Annotated in this window: 18 protein-coding genes and 1 tRNA gene; 9 read left to right on the top strand and 10 right to left on the bottom strand. The window is 52.7% G+C overall.

Going from position 1 to position 25,168, the window contains the following annotated elements; genetic code table 11:
- Positions 1-11: 11 nt before the first annotated feature.
- Genes BLW97_RS04785 through BLW97_RS04775 form a run of 3 tightly spaced genes read right to left on the bottom strand, consistent with a single transcriptional unit; the run spans position 12 to position 1,275 of the window.
- Complete coding sequence (locus BLW97_RS04785; RefSeq protein ID WP_010639747.1) at positions 12-497, bottom strand: YajQ family cyclic di-GMP-binding protein; 486 nt, start codon at positions 495-497, stop codon at positions 12-14.
- Positions 498-534: 37 nt separating this feature from the next.
- Positions 535-1,029, bottom strand: a complete 495-nt coding sequence (locus BLW97_RS04780) for a molybdenum cofactor biosynthesis protein MoaE (RefSeq protein ID WP_075322508.1) — start codon at positions 1,027-1,029, stop codon at positions 535-537.
- A 3-nt stretch (positions 1,030-1,032) separates the two neighbouring features.
- Positions 1,033-1,275 (bottom strand): MoaD/ThiS family protein, encoded by a 243-nt coding sequence (locus BLW97_RS04775; protein ID WP_075322507.1) that lies wholly within the window; start codon positions 1,273-1,275, stop codon positions 1,033-1,035.
- 30 nt (positions 1,276-1,305) lie between these two features.
- Here BLW97_RS04775 and sohB point away from each other — a divergent pair, with 30 nt between their 5' ends.
- From sohB to BLW97_RS04740, 7 genes are all read left to right on the top strand, one after another.
- Positions 1,306-2,385: a protease SohB gene (gene sohB, locus BLW97_RS04770; protein ID WP_235180047.1), complete on the top strand. Its 1,080-nt coding sequence runs from the start codon at positions 1,306-1,308 to the stop codon at positions 2,383-2,385.
- 81 nt (positions 2,386-2,466) lie between these two features.
- On the top strand, positions 2,467-4,572 hold the full coding sequence (locus BLW97_RS04765) for a putative bifunctional diguanylate cyclase/phosphodiesterase (RefSeq protein WP_075322506.1): 2,106 nt from the start codon (positions 2,467-2,469) through the stop codon (positions 4,570-4,572).
- On the top strand, positions 4,569-8,285 hold the full coding sequence (locus tag BLW97_RS04760) for an EAL domain-containing protein (protein ID WP_075322505.1): 3,717 nt from the start codon (positions 4,569-4,571) through the stop codon (positions 8,283-8,285). The genes BLW97_RS04765 and BLW97_RS04760 overlap by 4 nt, the downstream gene beginning before the upstream one ends.
- Positions 8,286-8,412: 127 nt before the next feature.
- Positions 8,413-9,681 carry a paraquat-inducible protein A gene (locus BLW97_RS04755; protein WP_075322504.1) on the top strand — a complete coding sequence of 423 codons (1,269 nt, stop codon included), beginning with the start codon at positions 8,413-8,415 and terminating at the stop codon, positions 9,679-9,681.
- A complete protein-coding gene (locus BLW97_RS04750; protein WP_075322503.1) occupies positions 9,674-11,335 on the top strand; it encodes a PqiB family protein in 1,662 nt (553 codons plus the stop codon). Before BLW97_RS04755 ends, BLW97_RS04750 begins: the two co-directional genes overlap by 8 nt.
- A complete protein-coding gene (locus BLW97_RS04745; RefSeq protein ID WP_031572350.1) occupies positions 11,332-11,910 on the top strand; it encodes a PqiC family protein in 579 nt (192 codons plus the stop codon). The genes BLW97_RS04750 and BLW97_RS04745 overlap by 4 nt, the downstream gene beginning before the upstream one ends.
- Complete coding sequence (locus BLW97_RS04740) at positions 11,907-13,430, top strand: MFS transporter (protein ID WP_075322502.1); 1,524 nt, start codon at positions 11,907-11,909, stop codon at positions 13,428-13,430. The genes BLW97_RS04745 and BLW97_RS04740 overlap by 4 nt, the downstream gene beginning before the upstream one ends.
- Positions 13,431-13,464: 34 nt before the next feature.
- Here BLW97_RS04740 and rnr read toward each other — a convergent pair whose 3' ends face one another.
- Positions 13,465-15,708 (bottom strand): ribonuclease R, encoded by a 2,244-nt coding sequence (gene rnr / locus BLW97_RS04735; protein WP_075322501.1) that lies wholly within the window; start codon positions 15,706-15,708, stop codon positions 13,465-13,467.
- Positions 15,709-15,745: 37 nt separating this feature from the next.
- Between rnr and BLW97_RS04730 the strand changes: the two genes are divergently transcribed.
- Positions 15,746-15,832: transfer RNA gene (locus tag BLW97_RS04730), tRNA-Leu, on the top strand.
- A gap of 47 nt (positions 15,833-15,879) precedes the next feature.
- On the opposite strand, the gene BLW97_RS04725 is transcribed toward BLW97_RS04730, so the two are convergent.
- From BLW97_RS04725 to hfq, 6 genes are read right to left on the bottom strand one after another with little or no spacing between them, the layout of a single operon-like run.
- Positions 15,880-17,175, bottom strand: coding sequence for an adenylosuccinate synthase (locus BLW97_RS04725; protein WP_075322500.1), 1,296 nt, complete (start codon positions 17,173-17,175; stop codon positions 15,880-15,882).
- 32 nt (positions 17,176-17,207) lie between these two features.
- Entirely contained in the window at positions 17,208-18,410 is a 1,203-nt protein-coding gene (locus BLW97_RS04720; protein ID WP_207650555.1) for an ATP phosphoribosyltransferase regulatory subunit, read from the bottom strand.
- Positions 18,410-19,282, bottom strand: coding sequence for a protease modulator HflC (hflC, locus tag BLW97_RS04715; protein ID WP_075322498.1), 873 nt, complete (start codon positions 19,280-19,282; stop codon positions 18,410-18,412). Before hflC ends, BLW97_RS04720 begins: the two co-directional genes overlap by 1 nt.
- Positions 19,279-20,484, bottom strand: a complete 1,206-nt coding sequence (gene hflK / locus BLW97_RS04710; protein WP_075322497.1) for an FtsH protease activity modulator HflK — start codon at positions 20,482-20,484, stop codon at positions 19,279-19,281. Before hflK ends, hflC begins: the two co-directional genes overlap by 4 nt.
- Positions 20,471-21,769 carry a ribosome rescue GTPase HflX gene (gene hflX / locus BLW97_RS04705; protein ID WP_278278522.1) on the bottom strand — a complete coding sequence of 433 codons (1,299 nt, stop codon included), beginning with the start codon at positions 21,767-21,769 and terminating at the stop codon, positions 20,471-20,473. The genes hflK and hflX overlap by 14 nt, the downstream gene beginning before the upstream one ends.
- A 50-nt stretch (positions 21,770-21,819) precedes the next feature.
- Entirely contained in the window at positions 21,820-22,089 is a 270-nt protein-coding gene (gene hfq / locus BLW97_RS04700; RefSeq protein ID WP_010636787.1) for an RNA chaperone Hfq, read from the bottom strand.
- A gap of 287 nt (positions 22,090-22,376) precedes the next feature.
- On the opposite strand from hfq, the gene ppc reads away from it, so the two are divergent.
- Entirely contained in the window at positions 22,377-25,166 is a 2,790-nt protein-coding gene (gene ppc / locus BLW97_RS04695) for a phosphoenolpyruvate carboxylase (RefSeq protein ID WP_075322495.1), read from the top strand.
- Positions 25,167-25,168: the final 2 nt, after the last annotated feature.

The raw sequence follows: 25,168 nt of genomic DNA, 5'->3' as shown, positions 1-25,168 counted from the left end.
GAACCTTTCGATTAATCGCGGAAATTATTGAATTGCAGGGGTAAGCCAAAATCTTCAGAACGCAAGGCAGCAATGGCGGCCTGCAGTTCGTCGCGGCTTTTACCCGACACCCGCAGCTGGTCGCCCTGAATACTGCCCTGGGCCTTGAATTTACCATCCTTGAGATGTTTGATCATGCGCTTGGACACTTCAGTTTCCAGCCCGACTTTCAGGGTAAGCACCTGACGTTCCATGCCTCCCGCTGCAGCGGCTGTTTTCCCGACATCCAGAGCCTTCAGATCCACCCCGCGCTTTACCAGTCGGGCAGAAAATAAATCGATCATCTGTCCCAGTTTGTATTCATCTTCGGCCAGCAAAATGATTTCTTTATCTTTTCGGTCAATAGACGCCTTACTGCCCTTGAAATCATAGCGGGTAGAAATTTCTTTTTGCGTAGTATGCAGGGCGTTATCTACTTCCTGCATATCCACTTCAGAAACCACATCAAAACTTGGCATAACCTGTTTCCTTAACTTTTCTGCCGTTGGGCAGGTTTTAACTGGAGAGAAGCTGCCGATCCGGGTGGGCTGAAGGTACTGAATGACTGTGCCCCTCCCGACTCCCGGCCCGACAACCCGGGCAATCTGTGACCCAGCGAGATCCTTGCGGGGTGATTTCTTTTTTCCAGAAAGGCGCAGAGGTCTTGAGAACATCTATTAAAAAACGACAAGCATCAAAAGCCGCAGCCCGATGCCGGGACCAGACCGCCACCAGCACAATATTATCCTGAGGCTGCAACAAACCATAACGATGAATAATGAGGCTGTCGAGAATATCGTAAGCGTTTGCGGCCTGCATGCTGACGCGTTCCAGCTCTTTTTCCGTCATACCCGGATAATGCTCAATTTCCAGGGATAAAATGTTGCTGGCGTCGCTGTAGTCCCGCACCGTACCCACAAAAGTCACCAATGCCCCGGCTCCGTTTACCGTAGCCATTTCAGCACAGGCGGCAGACAGCTCGAAATCTTCTTTCTGAACTTTAACGATCATCCATCAACCTCCGGTTACCGGAGGAAAAAAAGCCACCTCATCTTCGTCTTTAACCGACGCGGTAAAGGAAACATGCTGCTGATTCAGAGAAGCCAGCAAATGAGCGTCATGCAATTCTGTCATGGCCTGCCCCTCGACCATGGTCAGGACTTCTTCTACCGTAAATCCACCGGGCGGACAGGCCAGCTGCATTTCAGCCGACCCGACACGCTCACGCACACTGGCAAAAAACTTCACATGAATCATTGACGGAATCCATTTTCAGGAAGATTGCAAATGATAACGCCCCCAAGCCCTGAGCTTCAACCAGAAGCCACAGCCAACCTGCATGAAGCACTTTGGGCCTGGATACATCTGGTATATAGTCGCTGCATGGAAAACTTCTTCAGTCACTACCTCACTTTTCTCGCCGAAACGGCTACCATCGTGGTCGCCATCCTGATTGTCGCCGGAGGCATTGCTGCCATCGCCCTCAGCAAGCGCAGACCCGCAACTGCAGGTCAGGTCCAGGTTACGGATTTACGTCAGCAAATTGAACAAGCGGCTGACCGTATTGAAGCGCTGCGCTTCGACAAGAAACTCCGCAAAGCGCATCAAAAAAACCTCAAGAAAGTGCATAAGGCCCGAAAAGATGAAAAATGTACTTATCTGCTGGACTTTAAAGGTGACATTCGCGCTTCGGCGGTGAGTGCTTTGCGCGAGGAAATTACCGCGATCATTCAGGTTGCCCAGCCTGATGATTCTGTGCTCATCCGCCTCGAAAGCGGCGGCGGCATGGTCAATACCTATGGTTTGGCAGCCGCCCAGCTGTTGCGCCTGCGTGCCGCCAAAATTCATAGCACCATATTGGTAGATGCTGTCGCTGCCAGCGGTGGATACATGATGGCCGTGACCGCTGACCGGATTGTGGCCAGCCCATTTGCGCTGCTCGGCTCTATTGGGGTTGTCGCACAAATTCCCAATTTTCATCGCTGGTTACAAGAACGCAATATCGATTTCGAGCAGTTTACTGCTGGTAAATACAAACGAACCGTCACGCTTTTCGGGGAAAATACCGATAGTGGTCGGGCCAAGCTGCGTGAAGAATTGGAAGAGACCCATGCCCAATTCCGTGACTTCGTGGAGCAGTTTCGCCCTCAGCTTGATCTGGAAAAAGTAGCCACCGGCGAGGCCTGGCTGGGTAATAAGGCTCTGCAACTGGGGCTGGTTGATCAGCTGGCCACCAGTGACGAGATTATTGTTGAAGCTGCCCAAAAAGGGAAGTTACTACAACTGAGTTATCAGCGGCCCAAAAGCCTGCCGCAAAAACTCGGGCTGGCTGCCCAGCAAAGTTGGGACAAGCTCTGGTTTCGCTGATGTTCATAACACAATACCTTGCCATATTCGCTTATTGTCCTATATAACATCATACTTATTTAAGTTATAACGGACACCCTAGTGCCCAACCCGATAAAAAATGCTGCAGCCATTGAGCGTGACCGCAGCGCCCTATTTTCCGCCATGCTCCAAGCCTTAAGTGCGGTTCCTGCCGACGCCGGTGCTTACGGATTTCTGAATGCGCTTTGTCAGAGCATTCTCGACAACAACAGCACCCTGAAATGGGCATGGTATGCCTTCCAGGCGCCTGGAAAGCCACTTAGACCCTACCATGAACTGGGTATTCAGCATCATCCTGACATTCTTGAGAACCCTCAGGATCCCTGCTATCAGGTTCTGAGCAGCAATACAGCAATGACTTATTCCCTGGATAATCCTGATTGCCCGAAATGGCTGCTGCCTCTGCGCAAGCAGCTCTCTGAAATCATCCTGGTCCCCTTTGGTATTGAAGGACAAAAAGCGCTGGGTGTGGTGGGCAGCAGTGAGTCGGGTTACTTTGAACAAGTCGGCACCGAGTTTTTTTCTGCCTTTGCCTATATGGGCGACATGATCATGAGCCTGCAACAACATGCACGCCATGATCCTCTGACCGGTCTGTATAATCGCATGGAGCTGGATGACCGCCTGGAACAGGCGTTACATACGGCTGATCAGCATCAGCGGCTGCTGGCCGTGGCGATGCTTGACCTCGACAATTTCAAGGAAATCAACGAAAAGCTGGGTCGACTGGCAGGCGACCAGATTCTGGTTGAATTCAGTCAACGCATTCAAAAAAGTTTGCGAAGTCATGACATCATCTTCCGGATGGGCGGAGATGAATTTGTATTGTTGATTGAAAACCTGGAGCGCTGGGCTGATCTCGAAGTGGTCATGGAACGCATACGGATGACCTTGGATCGCGCCTTTACAGTCAATCAGTCAGAATTGCGGATTCAAGCCAGCATAGGCGTGACCGTCTATCCCCTGGACGACGGCAAGGCTCGGGATATTATTCATCATGCCGATCTGGCCCTGCATCAGGCCAAAAGACATAAAACTGCGCAGTTTTATACACTCTATGATCCCTCGTCCTTTTATGACCCTAACACGCCGCAAATCATAGCTCGTCAACAACGTTTTCGGGCGCTGCTGGCCGAGCATGTAGTTACTCTTTATCAGCCCATTATCCATACTCCGAGTGGTCGTATCCATGAACTGGAAGCCCTCGCTCGCCTGGAGGAAAACGGCATCCTACTGGAAACCGGCGAGTTTTTGCCCTGGTTGGCTGCAGAAGATCGCCGCAAACTCAGTTGCACGGTTTTGGAACAGGCCGCCCGGCAATGGCGCTTGTGGCAGGATGCCGGGCAAAGCGTTTCCATCGCGGTAAATTTCGAGCCGCAGGATCTGCTGCTTGAAGAGGTCATTCAGTCTATTGAAAATACCTTGCTACGCTTTCAGATGCCTGCCGGACAGTTGATTATTGAGGTGCTGGAAGGTGATGAATTTCTGGATTATGCCTCAGCCAAAGCACAACTGGGCCGCCTCAAGGAGTTGGGAGTACGCATTGCTCTCGACGATCTGGGCACTGCTTACGCCAGTCTGCTGCGCCTCAAGGATTATCCATTTGACGCCGTCAAACTGGACCAGGCGTTCAGCCGTCACCTGGAAAAACGTCCAAGAGATCTGCATTTTCTGGCGAGCATGTTGGAAATGGCCAATGGGCTGGGAGTTGAGCTCATCGTCGAAGGCATTGAAAACGCCGAAGTGTTTTCTGCCGTAACCGCTCTGGGTATTCGTCAGGTACAGGGCTATGCCATCAGTCGACCCATCTCCGCTGGTGAAATCAGTCAGCGCTTCCTGGGGCAGCAAATTTCAATGCAGTCGTCCAGCTCCAGTTTATTGGTCAGCTTTGCCCGTTTTCTGGTACTCGCCAAGGGCTTGCGGGCCGTACTGCAAAGTATGCCGCAAAGCATTAATGTTCAGTTGACCTGTGATAATTTATCCTGTCCTCTTTACCCGCTCATGAACATCATACCTTCCCTGCGTGAACAACGCGCGCAATTACAGCAGGTCATTGCAGATATCGTCGGTAATCATTTATCCAGCGAATACAGCATGGAAATTTATGATCATTTAACGGCAAACATCCTCAACGCGATGGCAGCACATATCACGGCCCAGTCTTGAAATCATTTGCTGAAATTCAGTTACCCGCACTCTCCCGGCCCTCGTCCCTGCGGCAGGTTTTTTTACTGAATGTCGGCTTTTTCGGCGGGCACTTGCTGCTGACTGTTTTTGCGGCGCTGATTTTCAGCCATTCTCTCGCGGGCCATTTCTGGCCCATCTGGCCGGCGGCGGGAATTACCGCCTACGGGCTCCTGGTTTGGGGACCAAGAGTCATACCGGGGCTACTCATTGCGTCATTACTGGGCGGGCACTTTTTTATCGACCTCCGCTGGGGAATCAACATCTGGTTTACCTGCAGCGAGATCATGGGTGCCTGGCTGGGCAGCCTGCTGTTACGTCGATTCTGTCCAGGTTGGGCAGGATTACAAACAGTCCGCCACAGCATCGCCTATTTATTGCTTTTTGCGGGAATCCCCTCCCTGTTCACTGCCGGTCTGACGGGAGCTGGTGGCTGGTTATTTACGAAAGCTACCGGGAATATTCCTCACCTGATTTTGTTTTGGACGATGGCCAAAGCAGCGGCCATCATCAACATAAGTACTTTATTTCTTCTTTTCTTCCATGGGAAGCCTGCGCAAAAAACGTATCTGGACAAGCGTTTTCTCTTGTTGGGAACGGGTACTCTAGGCGCTATTATCCTGCTTTTTTTTCAGACCTATCCGTCAGGAAATCTGGCCGTAGGGGCTGTATTTTTGCTCATATTGCCCTTTCTCTGGATGCTGGCCAATTATCCTGCACGCCTTGTCTATCCTTTGGCTGCCGTAGGGTTTCTGCTTGCTCTGACAGGAACCAGCATGGGTTATGGACCATACGAGCACAGTCATAATTTGTATCCTGAAACCATGGCGCAAATGGTCGGTATTCTGCTGGAATCCATCGGTTTGATAGCTGCTGCCATGATGTATGAACGTAGTCATGCCGCCACTGCACTGGAAACCGCCAACCGTGAACTGGAACAACGCGTATTCGCCCGTTCACAGGATTTACAAATACGCAATCGTGAGCTGCAGATAAGGGATGCCTTTTTGCAATCAGTCACGGAAGTCAACCGACTGTTTGCCGCCATCGACCCGCTCGAATTATCGCTGATTCTCGTCCGCTTTTGTGAGATTCTGGTTACCAGAATGCATTTGGCGGCAGCCTGGATAGGCGTCGTGGACGAGCACACCGGCCAGATAAATATCCCTGCCAAAGCCGGCGAATTAGCCATTCCACTCAGTAAAATACAAATATTCTGCTGGGCTACTCCAGAACACACCCAGTCACCCTCAGGTCGTGCCATCACGGAAAATCGCACGCTACTATTTGGAGCCAGTGACCCGCTATTTGAGCCCTGGCAGGATGTTATCAAAAAACATCGCATGGGTGGCAGCATCTATACACCGTTTAGCTGGCCCGATGGTCGGCGTGGGGTCATTGCCTTATATCGTTATGATGACAGTGTTTTCCCCGGCGCCATTATTGAATTACTAGAGCGTCTTAGTGAAGATCTCACCGCCTTTATGCGGCAAAGAAAAGTGGCACAGCAACTGGATGATGCGCGTATTTTGCAGAAAACCATGCTCATCAGTGGTGATATTGCCCTGCAGGCAAGAGAAGCGCCGCAGATGCTGCAGCAAATATGTGAAGAACTCATTCATAGTGGCCTGTTCAATGCAGCATTTATCATCCGTCCTGACGAACATGGCGTTTTTCAGGCACTTGCCCTGGCTGGTCATCATGTCGAGTGGATCTTGCAACGGCGTTGGAGCATTCATCCTGATGAGGTTCCCGACGGCCAATCTCTGACATCGCGGGCTTGGCGCAACAGAGAAAAACTGATTGTTCAGGATTATCTGCGTGCCCTTGGCCCCGAAACTGACTGGTACGCAGAAGCCAGCCAGAATCAATGGCGATCCGCCGCAACTTTTCCCGTCTATCATCGCCAGGAATGCTGGGCCATGCTCAATGTGATCGGGCCCCGTCCCGATCTGTTCAACCAGGAAATAACGGAAGTATTACAGCAAATTGCCCTGCTGGTGGGCCATGCTCTCGATGAAATCCATCTGAAAAGTGAATTATTGGAAGAACGCCAGCGGCAAAGTCATCTAGCTCGTCATGATGCGCTGACCGGGCTGGCCAATCGCCGGGGTTTCACCGAATTTCTGCATCCCGCCATGGCCAGGGTACGTCGCAATAACCGTCTGCTGGCTGTAGCCATGCTGGATCTGGATGACTTCAAGCCGGTCAATGATCAATATGGTCATGCAACGGGCGACTTATTACTGCAGGAAGTGGCAGCCCGACTGAGTCAGGCTCTGCGCCAAAGTGACCACCTTGCCAGACTCGGAGGTGATGAGTTTGTCCTGGTCTGGGACAATTTGCAAAACCGTGACCAAATCCCGCCGATCCTGACCAAAATTGAAAAAACACTGGCAGAACCTTACTTCCTGGGAGGATTACCGGGCATTCATGTCGGCATCAGCGCTGGACTCACTTTTTATCCGCAGGCTGAAAATGATCAAAGTGATGCCGATCTCCTGCTGCGCCAGGCAGATCACGCACTCTATCAGGCCAAACAGCATAAAGCCCGACGTAACCAGTTCTGGTCCATATTTGCCGAAGCGCAAAATAATGAACATATTCGGATTCAAACGCTCCTGCATGAAGGGCAGATGGTTCTTCAGTATCAGCCCGTACTCGATTTGCGTCAGGAACGTATTGTGGGTGTCGAAGCGCTGGCCCGTCTCAACAACAAAGCGGAGGCTATCTCTCCAGGAGATTTTCTGCCCTACCTTGAACCAGAAGATCAATGGCGGCTGACCGAACTGGTGCTCAATCAAATTGCCGGAGACTGGCGAGCCTGGAAAGAGGCCGGCATTGATCTTTGGATCTCATTGAATATTCTGCCGGGATCCCTGATCAGTTCCGTCACCTTGGAACGCTTGCAGAATCTTCTGGATGGCTGTGCAATTCCTCCCCAGAGCCTGATTTTGGAAATTCTGGAAAGTGAAGAACTCCGCTCGCTGGAATCCAGTGCAGAGTCCATCCGCAGCTTGCAAAAACAAGGTTACCGCATTGGCCTGGATGATGTGGGAGCGGGCTATGCCTCTTTGCTTTATCTCAAGGAACTACCTGTCGATGAAATCAAAATTGATCAGGCCTTTGTGCGTAATCTGGGAGAAAACCCCAATGATCTGCACTTTCTCCGGGCCATACTCGATATAGGCATATCGCAAAATGTGGAAATTATCGTCGAAGGAGTAGAAAACCAGAGCATTTTGAACGTATTGCGATTGATGCAGGCACCCATGCTACAGGGTTATGCCGTGGCCCGTCCCATGTGGGCCAGTGAGCTGCCCGCATGGTTGAGCAGCAGCACTCAGGCAATGAACGCAAATCACGAGATAAAATTCGATCTTCTCCAGTTATATGCTGAAGTCATTGACTACCAGAAAACCATTACCAACTTGTTAACCAGTAATCCAGACTGGTTTTTGCAGCTTTCTCCATGGTCAAGTTGCCACTGCCCGATTCAACAGAGACTCAAGCAACTCAACGCCATGGACCTCAGCGATCTGGAAAAAGCCCATCGTGATTATCATGCAATCCTCGAAGCTCTGGTACCAACCCTTGAAAGCGGTTCCGTTGTGGATATTTACCCCCTGCAGCGTCAGGGCGAGGCGGTTTTGCAGCAAATCACTCTGGCTATGCGTTTACAGCCTCGAAACTGAACAAACCGGGCCGCACCTTGCCACGGGAGCCATGAGAACCTATCTGCCTTTTTTCTGCTAAAATGGGTGGATGACTCATTTACAGAAGTCGAATTACCGGGCTTTCTCAAAGAGAGATCCATAAAATATGTCACTGGATACCACTCTGATTGGGGTTCCCGATGCCGCCCTGGACCCGCCTCATGGGGTGGAGGTCTGTCCGGATTGTGGACTGATTCAGAGGTTGCCGCTTCTACAAGGTCGGGGCAAACTCGCCTGCCCGCGCTGTGGCCATATTATGGAACGCACCTCCGGTCGCAGTATTAACGCGGCCATGGCCATGACCTTATCGGCCCTGTTCCTGCTGATCCCAGCCAATTTTCTACCATTGCTGTCCGTTGATATATTTGGCGTGCATCATCAAAGTGTACTTGCGTCAGGCATCTGGGGAGTGGCTGCCCAAGGCTGGCCCGTGGTGGCGGTGATTCTGGCCCTGGAATTGCTCATCCTCCCCTTTTTACGCTTCAGCACTCTGGCCGTGGTATTGCTCCAACTGGATACCGGGCACTACCCAAGCTGGCTGGGCAGGATGTTTCGCTGGTCTGAATGGCTGGACCAATGGGCCATGCTGGATGTTTTTCTGATTGGTTTTGGCATCGGCTATGAACGGGTCGCGCCCTTTTTACCCATCGAAGTAGGTACCGGAGGCTGGTGCGTGGTGGGGCTGGCCTTTCTCAGCATGCTCACGCGGGCGACTCTGGAAAGACGGGAAATATGGCGGCGCATTGGTCCTAATGTGGAATCTCTGGATCTGGACCAGGAATATATAGGTTGTGGCCATTGCGGGATGCCCGTTGCCGCCCATCAGGAAGGGCAAGCCTGCCCACGCTGCGCAGCAAAAGTCTGGCGCTATAAACCACAATCGACAATGCGTACCATGGCCTTTGCCCTGGCAGGATTTTTTTGTTATCCCTTCGCCTATCTTTATCCTATGGAATATAACTATCAAATAGGAAAAATGGAGGGCTATACGATTATGACCGGCGTCATGAAACTGATTGATGCGCATTTTTTTCTGTTTGCCGCCATTATTTTCATTGCCAGCATTGTGATTCCTTTTTTGAAGCTTTTTTCTTTGAGCTGGTTTTTTATTTCCGTGCACTTCCACTCTGTTAAGCGACTCAGATTAAAAACAGAAATCTATCGCTTGATAAAAACCATTGGCCGCTGGTCCCATGTGGATGTATTTACCGTTACTGTCTTTCTGCCCTTGATGCACTTATCCGGATTACTGGCGGTTTATGTGGGCGATGCACTTCCCGCTTTTCTCGCGGTAGTCGTCCTGACCATGATTGCGACAGAAATCTTTGATCCCCGCGCACTCTGGGCCGCTTATCTAATGGAACCTCATGAATAATCCTTTGCCAACTGCAAAAATTCGACGCTCCCGCTGGCCCGGTCTGATCTGGGCCGTGCCTGTCGCGGCCCTTGCCATTGTCGCCTGGCTGGCTTTACGCAGCTATATGGAACAGGGTCCGACAGTGACCGTGCAATTTCCGACTATGGGTGGCATCAAAGCTAACCATACCGTAGTGAAATATAGGGGCGTTACGGTTGGACATGTTACCGCTGTCAAGCTGTCAAAATCCCTTGGAGAAATTTCAGTTTCCATGCGTTTTGATAATTACATGGCGCATCATCTGGGCAAAGGTACACGCTACTGGGTTGCCGGTGAAAAAGTCAGTTTTTCCGACCTCAGCTCCCTCAAATCCATTATTGCCGGACCCTATATAGGTATTGACCCGCATAGTGGCCCCACACGCCATCATGTCATCGGACTGGATGAAGAACCTGTACTGAAAAGCGAATCCAAAGGTATCACCCTCATTTTGCACGCCCCGGAAAAAGGCAATATTTCTCGTGGAGCACCCATTTTGTTCCGGGGCGAACAGGTCGGTGAAATTCGCGGCGAAACCTTGCAAAAAAATGGGGAAGGGTTCGATATTTATGCCTTTATTCCCGAAACAAACCAGCATCTGGTCAATGCGCGCAGCCGTTTCTGGAGTTCAGGTAACATCGCTGTCAGTCTGTTTGGCGAGCACCCCGGCGTGCATATACCTGCCATTCCGGCATTAATCAGCGGGGCCATCAGTTTTTCCACCCCCAAAACCGGCAGCAGCGTGGACAATAATGCGCAATTTCCCCTTTATGCCAGTGCTGCTGCGGCTAAAAATGCGCCGGTCGAAAATGCCGTGGCCTATCAAATGCGCATGCCCGGAGGTCCACAGGGCTTGAAAACCGGTGCCGCCGTCATGCTGGAAGGGGCCCGTGTGGGCAGCGTCACGGCTGTGCATATGTTTTTTGATACCAAGCGCCAGGCACTCCTGACGGATATCGATATTAAAATCAACCCCGAGGCGATTCCGCTCCAGGGTGGGCAAGCCTGGGACATGGCCCATCCTTCCGCACAAATGAACGGGATTCTCCGCCACCTGATTGCCCAGGGCTTACGGGCGCAACTGGGGAGCACTGTTCCGATGCTGGGTTCCAGGGTCATTGACCTCAGTCTGGTTCCAGGTGCAAAAGCTGCCCGTTTGCTGCCGGGTCAACCGCCCATCATTCCCATGGTCCATGAAGCAGGCATTCAAAACAGTGTTCGTCAGCTGAATGGCATACTGACCAAAATCCATGCACTTCCTCTGCAGAAAATTGCCGCCAATCTGGATCAACTCAGCCAGAATCTGGCGACCGTAAGCAGCTCTCCGCAAACCCGCGAGACCTTGCAACATGTGCAGCAGACCATGGCCCATCTGGATACGTTGACGCGTACGGCCAACCAGCAATTACCGGCCATCCTGAAATCACTGAAAGGTGCCAGCCAGGAGGCGCATGCCGCCTTGCAGTCAGGCAATGCCCTGCTCCATAGCCAGGGAAGCGCCGCCAATGCGCCAGAATCCACGACGCTCCCACGCGCCTTATATGAATTATCACGTACTGCCCAGTCATTGCGGGAATTGACGGATTATTTGAACAGTCACCCCAATGCCCTGATTTTTGGAAAAAGACCATGACATTGCACAGAAAACTCCTCTTGTTGGGAATGGTGGCGGCGCTCGCTGGCTGCGCTTCCGTACCCACCCAGTATCTGACCCTATCCTCCCCATCTCCTGTTGCGGCCAGACAATCCTTGCAGGGCCATGGACTGCCCATAGTCGTTGCGCATGTGCAGATGCCCGCAGATATTGATCGTCTTTACCTGACCACGCTCCAGGGTAAACATCGTCTGGACGTTGCCGGTCATGTCCGCTGGGCGGCGCCTCTGGGCGGTATGGCGCAAAAAGTGCTGGCCCAGGATCTGGCAAGCGCATTGCCGGATAAAACCGTGCTCATGCCCGGGGATCCCATACCGAATGGCCCTTATCTTCTGGTCAAAATCAACGTCCAGAGTTTCATCCCCAGTGATGATGGCAAGGTCTTTTTGCAGGCCGACTGGTTTATCAGCCGTATGCCCGATGGGCACCTCCAAACCCAGGGACGCAGTCATTTTTATCGGGGCAATATCCCTTCCAGCCCCACCGCGCAAGCTGCTGCCATGAGCCAGTTACTGGAAAGGCTCTCTGGGGAATTGGCGCATCATTTGGGATGAACATCCACAAAAACGGGCATACTTCCACCCGGCATGCGTATTTAAATCCCCTGAAGCTCATTGAAGCACTGCTTCAACAGGAAAAAAACTGGCTGAATGCCATACCCAGACTGCGAGCCATCATTTTACTGGCCCTGACTCAGGGCCTCGCCAGTCTCAATCTGGCCGCTCTGGGTACAGTGGCGCCGGCATTGGAAAGCAGCATGCATATTGGCAACATTGGTTATGGCCTGCTGTCTACCGCCTCCATACTCACCGGCGCTACTGCAGCTCTGCCCGTGGGTATCCTCGGTGACCGCCAACGCCGTGTTCCATTACTCATAAAACTGATCGTCTTATGGGCAATAGCCATGCTCCTGAGTGGGATCAGTCCCGGCTATTACTGGTTCCTGCTGACGCAAATGCTGGCTGGAGCAGCCGGAGTTTCCGTTGGTCCAGTCATTGCTTCTCTTTCGGGCGATTTATTTCCACCCTCATGGCGTGGACGAGCCTTCGGATTGATTGTCGGTGGAGAATTATTGGGAGCAGGTATCGGCATGATTCTGGCTGGCACCGTCAACACACTCAGCAACTGGCGCACGGTTTTTTTTGTACTGGCCATTATGGCGATTCTGCTTGCCTATTTATTATGGAAAGGCATGCGCGAACCCCAACGCAACAACATGGAGAAACTCGCTTTAGAACTGACCCAAAAAAATCCTACCAAGCAGACCCACGCCCAAGTAACAACCAACAGGCGCTATTTGCTCGAAGATATTCGCAAAAAATCCATTCAACCGGTCAGCAAAAGGATATTACAGGAAGACCCCACCCAATGGCACTGGTTTCGGGCCGCAAAAACCATTCTCAGTATTCCCAGCAATGTGGTACTGATTTCCGCATCCTCCGCCGGGTATTTTTATTTTACCGGACTGCTGGCTTTCGGCATTCTTTATCTGACTCAACGCTTCCATATTAATACGATGGCGGCCAGCAGCCTTTTTGTTGGTGCGGGTTTAGGCGGCATTGGCGGGGTTATCGCCAGCGGCTGGATAGCCGACTGGTTATTACGCAAAGGACTGATTACGGCAAGAGTATGGGTTACTGGAATGGCCTTCCTGCTCACCATTCCGTTTTTTCTGCTGGCCCTGAATACCAACAATCAGGTTCTCGAATTTATCTGGCTGTTTTGGGGGTCTGCCGCATTGGGAGCCACCAACCCCACGCTGGATGCCGCGCGCCTGGATATTATGCACTCACGGCTCTGGGGGCGTGCAGAAGGGATTCGAATATCCTTGCGGTATATTCTTGAAGCCGCCGCACCCTTTGCCTTTGGTTGGGTATCCACCCACTTTTCTGAAAGCCATTGCCAACTCCAACATTGTGGAAATGGTTATGGCCTGCGCATTACTTTTGGACTTTTTACGATTTTGCTATTGGTAGCCACCATTCTCATGCTTTCTGCCATCTTCACCTATCCACGCGATGTGGCAACCGCGCTGTTTTCCCAACAGGCACGGAAAACACCAGAGAATTCCTGAAAACCACCTGACACTACCGATTCTCCAGCAATAATCAGGAGGACTCTTTGCGTGAACGCCGGGGACGACGGGATTTACCACCCGTGGCCTGCCCTTCTGGCACGGCTCGTTCAAAGTCAATTTTGCGATCATCCAGGTTGACATTCATCACCCGGATTTCAATGGCGTCGCCCAGCTGGAATGTTTCCTTACTGCGATCACCAATAATACGGTAATGCTGCGCATCAAAATGGAAATAATCTTCACCCAGGGTGCTGATATGAATCAGACCTTCCACATAGACCTCGCGCAGGGCGACAAACAGGCCAAAACCAGTTACGCCGGTAATAATACCGGTAAATGTTTCGCCAATTTTATCCATCATGAATTCACATTTGAGCCAGTTCACGGCCTCACGACTGGCTTCATCTGCACGGCGCTCGGTCATAGAACAATGCTGCCCCAACTCCTGCAGTTCCTTTTTGGCCAACCAGTGTGGTTCCTGAGTACCCGCATCCAGCAATGCCTGGATGCCGCGATGAACCACCAGATCGGGATAGCGGCGAATAGGTGAGGTGAAGTGGGTATAAGCCGGGAAAGCCAAACCAAAGTGCATTCCGGTATCCACCGTATAAAATGCTTGCGACAGGCTCCGTAAAATCACAGTCTGAATCAGACTGGAATCACTACGGTCCCGGGTTTCTTCAATAATCTTCGCCAGATCGGCACTACGCGGACGCTCCGGCAAACGCAAGGGTACTCCAAGCTCTCCCAGAAAACGACGCAAATCCTCCAGCTTATCAGCGGAAGGCTCTGGATGAACCCGGTACAACATGGGCAGATCATGAATCCGGAAATACTGGGCAGCACACACATTGGCCGCGAGCATACATTCTTCGATAATACGATGCGCTACATTACGGGTAACGGCGACAATTTTTTCAATGCGCAACTGGTCATTGTAGATGATGCGCGTTTCCTGGGAATCGAACTCAATGGTCCCTCTTCGCTCCCTGGCCCCGGCAAAACTTTGATACAGGCGGTGTAACGCCTCCAGATGCGGCACCATAGCTGCATCCTGAGTACGCAACGCCTCATCCCCATCAAGAATGGCGGCCACTTCGTCGTAGGTAAAGCGGCGCTGGGAGCGCATGACCCCCCGGGCAAAACGAAAACGCTGAACCTCACCGGCCACGTTCATCTCCATTTCGCAAAGCATACACAGCCGATCCACATGGGGATTCAGGGAGCACAAGCCATTCGAAAGGATTTCCGGCAGCATCGGAATGACCCGACGCGGGAAATACACGGAATTACCCCGGGCAACCGCCTCTTTATCCAGAGCGGAGCCCGACTGAACATAACTGGCCACATCGGCAATGGCGACAATAAGGCGAAAACCGTCGGCAATTTCTTCCACAAAAACCGCATCATCAAAGTCTTTGGCATCGGCACCATCAATGGTAACCAGGGGAAGATCACGCAAATCGCGGCGACCTGCTTTCATATCCTCGGGTACCACTTCGGAAAAACGCGCAGCCTCGTCCAGAACCGCCTGCGACCATTGATAAGGAAGGCCGTAATTACGCACCGCAATTTCCACTTCCATACCGGGTGCCATGTGTTCGCCAAGAATTTCCACAACCGATCCCTGGGGCATATTGCGACCATCCGGATACTGGGTAATATTTAGCGTCACAATCTGCCCATGCACCGGCGCCAGTTCACCTCCCTCCACCACCCCGAATTCATGGGAAATCCGCCGATCTTCAGGCACCACGTAATGGCTGCCACCATCGGCAAAATAACGGCCCACAATCTGTTTCAGAGCCCGCTCCAGGATGCGGACAACTGTACCTTCAATCCGTCCTCGCCGATCTTCGCCCACCGCCCGGCCAAGAATAGTATCGCCATGAAAAACTTTGCGCATTTCCCGGGGTGATAAAAAAAGATCTTTGCCCCCGGCTTCAGGAATCAAAAAGCCAAAACCATCGGGATGGGCGCTGACACTCCCCCGAATCAATTCCATGGCTTCGACAATGCCGTAGGCTCCGCGTCGGTTGCGGACCAACTGACCATCTCTTTCCATGGCACGCAGGCGGCGACGCAAGGCTTCCTGGTCTTCTTCCTCGATTTCGAGCTCGGCAAAAAAATCTTCCAGCGTCAGAGGCTGTCCCGCTTCTTCCAGATACTGAAGAATGTATTCCCGACTGACGATAGGGCGTTCATATTTTTCTTTTTCCCGCTCGAACATGGGATCACGTTCACTCAGTGCTGCGGGCTCCTGGTTTTCAGGCATTGACAACTACTCCTTAATCAAAGATCATTCCGTCCACGCCGAGGTGGCGGAATTGGTAGACGCGCTAGGTTCAGGTCCTAGTGAGCGAAAGCTTGTGCTGGTTCGAATCCAGTCCCCGGTACCAAAAGCAAAGGGCAGACTTCAGGGTCTGCCCTTTTTTATATTTCCTATTCACAACACCCCGGACAGGAGAATGGTATCCTCACGGTCAGGACCCGTTGAAATGATCGCCAGAGGCCGTCCGGCACGCTCAGCAATAGCCTCCAGATACTGACGTGCGGTCTGGGGCAGATCTTCCCAGCGTCGGACTCCAGCAGTAGATTCCTGCCAGCCGGGAAAAGTCTCGTAAACCGGTTCACAGGCCGCCAGTGCTTCAGCACCGGAAGGGAGTTCATCCTGAACCACGCCCTTAACCCGGTAACCCACGGCGACCCGGATTTCCGCCAGACCGTCCAGCACATCCAGCTTGGTCATGCACAAGCCGGTCACTCCGTTGACGCGACAGGCAGCGCGCAAGGCCACCGCATCAAACCAGCCACAACGCCGGGCCCGCCCTGTGGTCGCACCCACTTCTGCCCCTCGTTCCGCCAGAAATACCCCGGTTTGGTCAAACAGCTCGGTGGGAAAAGGACCCGCGCCTACGCGGGTGGTATAGGCCTTGGTAATACCCAGAACATAACCCAGTTCAGCCGGCCCGACGCCACTTCCGGCGGATGCCGCGCCCGCAATCGTATTGGAAGAAGTCACATAGGGATAAGTACCATGATCCACATCCAGCATGGTCCCCTGCGCACCTTCAAACAAAATTCTTGCGCCTTCTGACTGCAACTGTGCAAGACGCACGGATACATCAACTACCATGGGAGCCAGCCGCTCTGCCAGACTCAGATATTGATCGAGAATGGCATCAAAATTCTCTGCTTTCTGCTTGAAATAATGCTGAAGCACAAAATTATGGTAATCCAGCGCTTCACCCAGCTTTGCGGCAAAACGCTCGCGGTGAAAAAGATCACCCACCCGCAAGGCGCGACGCGCGACCTTATCTTCATACGCAGGACCAATCCCACGACCGGTCGTACCAATTTTTGCATCTCCTTTGGCATGCTCACGAGCCAGATCCAGGCTTTTGTGATAAGGCATAATCAACGGACAGGCATCCGAAACAAAAAGGCGCGCATGCGCATCGGGCATCACGGGCAGCAATTCATCCAGCTCGGCAAAAAGCGCCAGCGGATCCAGAACCACGCCATTACCAATAAAGCAGGACACACCGGGTCGCAAAATGCCTGAAGGAATAAGATGCAGCACGGTTTTGCGGTTGCCGATCACCAGCGTATGTCCGGCGTTATGCCCGCCCTGAAAACGCACAACCGCCTGGCAACGTTCTGTAAGCCAGTCCACAATTTTGCCTTTTCCTTCATCACCCCACTGCGTACCGATGATGACCACATTTGACTTATCAGACACGGAGCACTCCGCCAATAAAATGGAAAATAGTTTTAACGTGCATTCAGGGAGCGCAGCACCCAACCCGCAGAAGAATGCTCCAGGAGGGCATCAAAACCCCGGTTTTTCAACTGCACTTCATCCGGCAATTCACCCGCCAGAAAGTCTTGCGCCACCACATGCCCCTGCTGACGTTGCTCAGCAATAGCCTTCCATAAAGCCTGATCACTGCCGGCAGGCGCCCAGATACGTTGGTTCCTGCGCGATTCTGGAAGATCTCGCAGCAGAGGTTTCAGGTCCAGACTGAAACCGGTTGCCGGGCGACGCCGTCCAAATGCCGCACCGATATCATCATAGCGTCCACCACGAGCCAACGCTTCTCCGCGTTGCGGCCCGAATAAAGAGAACAGCAGACCAGTATGGTAGAGATGACCACGAATTTCCGAAAGATCACATTGAATGTCTAGATCCGGGTAGCGCAGGCGCAGTGCTTCCCAAACAAAATGGAGATCATCCAGGGCCTTGCAAATGGCCGGGTGATGACCCAACTGCTGTCGCGCACGACTCAATACATCATGATCCCCTTGCAAACGGGCCAGGGCATCAAAATCAGCACAAAGGCTTTGTCCTGCGCCATGAATTTGCAGCCAGTGCCGGACATCCGGCCAGGCCTTGCGTTCTACATGCCGCAACAAATCATTGCGCTGGGTAGTGGCAAGGCCGGCCGCATCTGCCAGGGCCCGGGGAATGCTGACATGACCAATATCCAGCAAGAGGTTGGGGACCTGGCAGTGGCGTAAACTTTCCACCATCAGGGACAACACTTCGAGATCCCCTTCCGGTCCAGCGACTCCAAACAACTCAGCACCCACCTGAAAAGGTGCGCGGCTACCACCCAGCAAGTCAGGACGCGCTCGCAATACGGTTCCGGCATAGGCCAGACGGCGGATTTCTCCGGAGGCTGAAGTCTGGGCGTCAATGCGCGCCATCTGCGGAGTCATATCCGAGCGCAGGCCTACCAGACGACCACTATCCTGATCCAACAGTTTCCAGGTTTGCAGGTCCAGGTCAGCGCCACTACCGGTAAGCAAACTTTCCAGATGCTCCACCAAAGGGGGCGTTACCTGACGATAGCCCCACAGCGCATAGCGATCCAGAAGACTGCGTCGACAATGTTCGAGAGCATCTGTACGTGCGGGCAGAACATCCTCGAAGCCGCTGGGCAAAAGCCAGGTCGGATGGTTTTCGCTGCGCATTATTTTCCCGCCTCATTCAAGGAATGCCGAAAATATTTGAAAAATGGAGAATCCGGATTGAGTACCAGCACGGTTTTATCACTCAAAGCGTGACGATACGCTTCAAGACTGCGATAAAAGGCAAAAAATTTCGGATCCTTTCCATAAGCATCCCCGTAAATGGAGGCCGCTTCGGCATCACCCTGCCCCTTGATCTGCTCCTGTTGACGATAAGCATCAGCCAGAATGCTGGTTTTTTCTTTCTCGGCGCTGGCACGAATTTGCTCCGCATCAGCTTTACCTTGGGAATGGTAGGTATTGGCCTGCTGAGTTTGCTCCGCCTCCATGCGCTTGTAAGTTGCCTGCAGCAGTTCCGGGGGCAAGCCTACCTGCAAAATCCGCAAGTCCACCAGGCGGATGCCAAAAGTTGACAAGTGCTGGTCTGCCGCCTGCATGACCGGGCTGGAAATTTCCTGCTGCCGGGCAGCAATGAGTGTCTCCATGGACATCGTCGCAATGTGACTGCGTAAGGCGGCACGAAGCGCATCGCCAATTTGGGTCTGGGCATTCGCCTGATCATGCAGTCGCGCATAATAAACTCCAGGATTCACCACCTGCCATTCAGCGAAATAACTCAGCAGTAAGGGCTTTTTGTCCTGGGTCAGAAAGGACTCCGGTTGCGGACTGTAATTTTGCAAGCGTTTATCCACATATTCCACATTTTGCAAAACCGGCCATTTCAAATAAAGACCAGGGGCCTTCTGCACACTGATTTGCTTGCCAAATTGCATGAGCAAGGCATTTTGTGACTGATTGACCGTATAAAAACTGGCAGAGGCCAGCAGCAGCACCGCGAGAAAAACAATCAGTACAGCCCATATCCAGTTTTTCATGAGCGCGCTCCTGAAACCGGCAGCACCGGTTGGCTGGCAGCACTGTCGGTAGTAGCGACCGGAGCCGTACTGCGATCTGCAGCGGTGGCCGACTCTACCGAGCGTGTGCTCGCACTGGGCTGAACGGCAGTTTTTTCGGGCATATGCAAATAAATCACTGCTTTTCCATGACTATCCATGATGACTTTTTGCGTGCTGCCAAGAATATCCTGCATGGTATGCAAATACATACGCTCACTCACCACCTGGGGGTTCTTCTGATAAGCCTGCAGCAAGTCCGTAAAGCGGGCAGCATCGCCCTTGGCACGATCTACCACCTGCAACTTATAGGCTTCGGCCGCTGTCACCATAGTGGCGGCTTCACCCTTGGCCTTGGGAATAATGCTGCTGGCATAGGCTTCCGCCTCACGCCGGGATCGGGCCATGTCCTCGCGGGCAGTCATCACGTCGGTATAGGAAGCCTGCACCGATTTGGGAAGATGAATGCTGAGAATCTGCACTGCGTTGATCGTCACGCCAGCATGTAATCCCGTCAGCAGATTCTGGCTACTTTGCTGGATCTGCTGGGCCATGGCGCTTTGATCCACATGCATCAAGGCTTTCAACTGGCTTTTCCCCACGGCATTGCGCATGGCAGACAAAGTCGCATAGCGAATCAACTGCTCTGGATTAGTGCTGGAAAACAGGTAATGACTGGCATTGCTGATACGATAATCTACGGCAAAGTGAACATCCACCACGTCACCATTGGCCGTCAGCATCATTCCTGGATTCAGGGTATCCACGGCGCCACTGTAACCCAAAACAATCCGCTGATTCTCGGCGGTTCTGAGTAAGGAAACGCTTTCAAAAGGCACGGGCAAGTGATAATGAAGGCCCGGCTGGGTAATGCCGACTTCCTTGCCAAAACGCAGCACCACGCCTTCCGCATTGGGTCCGACAATATAAATACCCGATGCAATCCAGAATAAAATCAGTATGCCAATAATAATAATGGGCAAACGGTGCAGCCAGCGCGGATCCCACTTGGGACCTCCAGAACCCCGACCTTTGCCGGAACCCAACAAAGCACCCAGTTTTTTCAACTCCTGGGTAATTTTCTGAATGTCAAAAGCAGGCTTTTGTGGGTTGGGACGCCGTCCCCAGGGGTTGTTATTATTATTGTTGTTGTTTCCGTTTCCGCCCGGATCACTCCACGGCATACCAATCTCCTTCCTTGATTATTTCGGGTATTGTAGAGGTCGGGTCCTGCGCCTGACAACCATTGTCACGCATTTGCGCGCGCAGACGACGCCATGCCAGATCATCAATATCAAAAACCATCCGGGTTTTACCTTCCTCGTCAAAATCTTCGTCAATGACACTGGCCAGACGATGCAAACAGGCACGCAAAGCGCCTTCCTCAGGACTCAGCAGCAGCTCGACGCGCAAAATAGAGCGACCAACCCGTTCGAGAATAGCTTGCAGCAACGCATCAAGACCTGCACCGCTCCGGGCACTGACATTCACCGCAATCAATGTTCCCGAAGCATCATACAGCCCTCCACTCGCTTCACCCGTCATGTCGACCTTGTTGAAAACCACCAGCACCGGCAGAGAATCCGCTGCAATTTCTTTAAGGACGGATTCGACTGCAGCCATTTGCGTATCACGATCCACTGCGCTGCCATCGACGACATGCAAGAGCAATTGCGCCTGATTCACCTCTTCCAGCGTTGCCCGAAATGCAGCAATCAGATCCGTCGGCAAGTCACGCATGAAGCCCACCGTATCCGCAAGCAACACCGCATCCTGCCCGGCAACCTGCAAACGGCCAATAGCCGGGTCCAGCGTCGCGAACAAACGATTTGCCGCATAATTACTGCGCTCGGTCAGGGCATTGAACAAAGTGGATTTACCCGCATTGGTATAGCCCACCAAAGCCACAGTTGGCAACGGAGCGCGCTGCCGGGCCCGGCGCTGGGTCGCCCGATGGGCAGCCACCTTGACCAGCTTGTGCCGCAGGGACTGAATACGATCTCCAATCAGGCGGCGGTCTGTCTCCAGCTGTGTTTCACCCGGACCACGCAAGCCAATGCCTCCGCGTTGCCGCTCCAGATGGGTCCAGCCGCGAATCAGGCGCGTCCGCAAGCGGGTCAATTGAGCAAGCTCGACCTGTAATTTACCCTCATGTGTACGGGCACGCCGCGCAAAAATATCCAGAATCAACCCGACCCGATCAATCACCCGGCACTGCAAGGCCCGTTCCAGGTTGCGCTCCTGCACCGGACTTAACGATCGGTCAAACAAAACCAGATCCGCTGCCACTTCCCGCACTTTTTCGGCCAGTTCCTTCACTTTGCCACTGCCAATAAAAGTTGCCGGATCAGGGCGATTGCGGGTCACAGGGATTAATTCGAGAACATCCGCGTCGCTGTCGGTAGCCAGATGAAAAAATTCGGCCCCGTCGTCAAGATCCACTTCGCCATGTAATATCACATGGACCAGAAGGACCCGCTCACGGGGCGCGTCTACTGCAACTGCACTATGGGTCAGGATCAGGCCTCTTCTTCTGTCGCCGTCACCTCACCTTCGCCCTCAGGCAAAGGCAAGCGCACATCACGACCGGGAACCACCGTAGAAATGGCATGTTTGTAAATCATTTGGCTGACATTATTCCGCAACAAAACAACGAACTGATCGAAGGATTCGACAAATCCCTGCAACTTGATCCCGTTGACTAGATAGATGGCGACGGGAACGTGTTCCTTACGCAGCAAATTAAGAAAAGGATCCTGAAGAATTTGTCCTTTTTGTTGACCGGCCATTTTTTATCTCCTTGACTATGCTTCATGGCGCTTTTAGGGTAGTGAAAAGCCTGCGGGACAGATTTCACTGCATGGAACTTAGACTAGCTCAAAATAGACGGGAAAGCCATGCTTATAAGGTCCACTAATTGATCCATATTTATGATGGACTGAAGCCACTGCGGCCAGCGATCCAGCCGTGAACGATTGACCTGCAGCCTGCTTGCCATTAGCTTAGAATTAAAATCCGCCTGTCATCCAGATGGTCCTGACAGTGGAGGGTTCACAAATTCAAGGAGAAGCAATTAGTGGATAAAACGGCCATCGATGATAAGGCGCTCCGTAGCCGCGTGAAATTACTGGGTAATCTGCTTGGTGAAGTATTACGCGAACAGGCCGGAACCCGGGTGTTCAACGCCGTGGAACAGCTTCGCCAAGGCTACATCCGCCTCCATAAAAAAGAAGATTCCCGCCTACGGGAACGCCTTGCCCGTTTCATAGACGCCTTACCCCAGGATGATCTGGTGCTGGTGATTCGCGCCTTCAACACCTATTTCAGTCTGGCCAACATTGCCGAAGAAGAATCCCAGCATCTGCAACGCCGTCGCCTTTTACAGAAGGGCTACGGACTGTGGACGGGATCCTTTGAAGAAACTTTCCGTTCCCTCCAGCAACAGGGCATCACCTCCGGCCAAATTCAGTACCTGCTCGATCAGACCCGCTATTTACCTGTCTTTACCGCACACCCTACTGAATCCAAACGGCGCACGGTGCTGCATGGACTGCGCCGCATTTTCGTGGTCAGCCAAACACTCGATGACCCCAGCCTGAACGATGAAGAAGAAAAAGAAGTCATCGACAATTTGCGGGCACAAATCCAGATCCTCTGGGAAACCGAAGAAGTCCGGACCAACAAACCCCAGGTTCAGGATGAAGTGGAGAACGGTTTATTCTTCTTTCGCGACAGCCTGTTCAAAGCCGTACCCATGACCTATCGCGCCGCCCGTCGGGCGGCGCGACGGGTATTTGCCAACGATGACATCGACATTCCCGCGTTTATTCGTTTTGGTTCATGGATTGGCGGAGATCGGGATGGCAATCCCAACGTCACCGCCGCCATTACCAGCTGGGCCTTGCGCACCCAGAGCGTCGAGGTCCTCAAGGAATATCAGCAACGGCTCAGCGGACTTTATCAACTGTTGGGTCATTCCAGCCGATTCTGTGGCATTTCGCCGGTTCTGCTCGCCTCCCTGGAACGCGACGCCGATGATTTTCCGGAACTGGCCGAGTGGGTGGATCAACGCTTTCCCAGTGAACCCTATCGCCGCAAGCTGCGCTACATGATGACCCGCCTGGATTTGCGCCTGAGACAACTGGAAAACGGCCAGATCATGAATGAATCCGCTGGCCCGGCTTATGGATCAGCCGAAGCCTTTCTGGATGACCTGCTCCTCGTGCGTGACTCCTTGCGCGGTCACAATGATGATTACATCGCTGATCATGATATTCAGGATATAGTCTGGCTGGTACAGACTTTCGGTTTTCATCTGGCCAATCTCGATATTCGCCAGGAATCTACCGTGCATTCCCGAACTATTTCAGAACTGTACGCAGATGTCCCGGGTTTTGCCGGTTACCTTGAAATGTCTGAAGAAGCCAGACTGATAACTCTGACGGAAGCCCTCAAGCGTCCCGGCCCGTTAGTTGAACACCACCCTGAACTTTCGCCGCTGGCTGCCGAAACCTGCGCCATGTTTCGTTGTATCGCCCAGCTTCGCCGCGAGATCAGCGCTTCCGGATTTGGAAATTACGTGATTTCCATGACCCACGAAGCCAGTCATATCCTCGAAGTATTGGTGCTGGCCAAGGAATTCGGGCTGGCAGGCTGGTCTCGACAGGGACTTTACAGTGAAATTGCCGTCACCCCACTGTTTGAGACCATTCACGATCTGGAGCGTATGGATGCTGTCATATCCACGCTGCTCGATAACCCGGTTTATACCGAAATCCTCAGCAGCCAGGAAAACACCCAGGAGGTCATGCTTGGATACTCCGATTCCTGCAAGGACGGCGGTATTTTATCGTCCAGTTGGTCGCTGTATCAGGCCCAGCTGCGCCTGGCGGCCATAGCTGACAAACGTAATATCCAAATTCGCGTGTTTCATGGCCGTGGCGGCAGCGTTGGTCGCGGTGGGGGTCCCACCTATGAAGCCATTCTGGCGCAACCGCCGGACACGGTTCGTGGACAAATCAAAATTACCGAACAGGGTGAAGTTCTGTCCTTCAAATATGCCAATCTCGAAACTGCCATATACGAGTTGACCGTCGGCACCGCCGGCCTCATCAAAGCCAGCATCGGCCTGGTCCGCCCGGTTACCCCCGACAACCCGGCTTATCTCAAGGTCATGACGGAGCTCACCCATTTGGGCGAAAAGGCCTATCGTGATCTTACGGAAAACACCCCGGGTTTTCTGGATTATTTCTATGAAGCAACCCCGCTGAATGAAATAGCGCACATGAACATTGGCTCACGCCCCTCACACCGGCAGCGCAGTGACCGTTCCATGAGCTCCATTCGGGCGATTCCCTGGATATTTGCCTGGGCACAGTCCCGCCATATTCTCCCGGCCTGGTTCGGGCTGGGTTCTGCTATTGCCCAATGGCGGGTGGAAAAACCCGAACGGCTGGAAATTCTTCAGGACATGTATCAGCACTGGCCTTTTTTCCATGCACTGATGGGCAACGTCAGCATGGCTATGGCCAAAACCGACATGGCGCTGGCGGGAGAATATGCCGGCTTACCGCTTGATCAGGAGCTCGCCAGGTCGGTTTTCCAGAAAATCCGCCAGGAGTTTGAACTGAGTCTTGGAGAAATGCTGGCCATGGCTGGAACCGAGCAGCTGCTTTCCGATAATCCTGGCCTCGCTTTTTCTTTGCAGCGTCGTAACGTATACATGGAACCCCTGAATCATATTCAGCTCGCCCTGCTCCGCCGTTACCGCAATGATGATGCACCGCCGGAATTCCGGGAAATATGGCTGGACCCCCTGCTGCGCACCATCAACGCCATCGCCGCCGGACAACGCAATACAGGCTGAAA

The sequence above is a fragment of the Acidithiobacillus albertensis genome (assembly GCF_001931655.1).
GTDB lineage: Bacteria > Pseudomonadota > Gammaproteobacteria > Acidithiobacillales > Acidithiobacillaceae > Acidithiobacillus > Acidithiobacillus thiooxidans.
The sequence above is the reverse complement of the archived record's forward strand: the minus strand, read 5'-3'. Positions and strand labels throughout refer to the sequence as shown.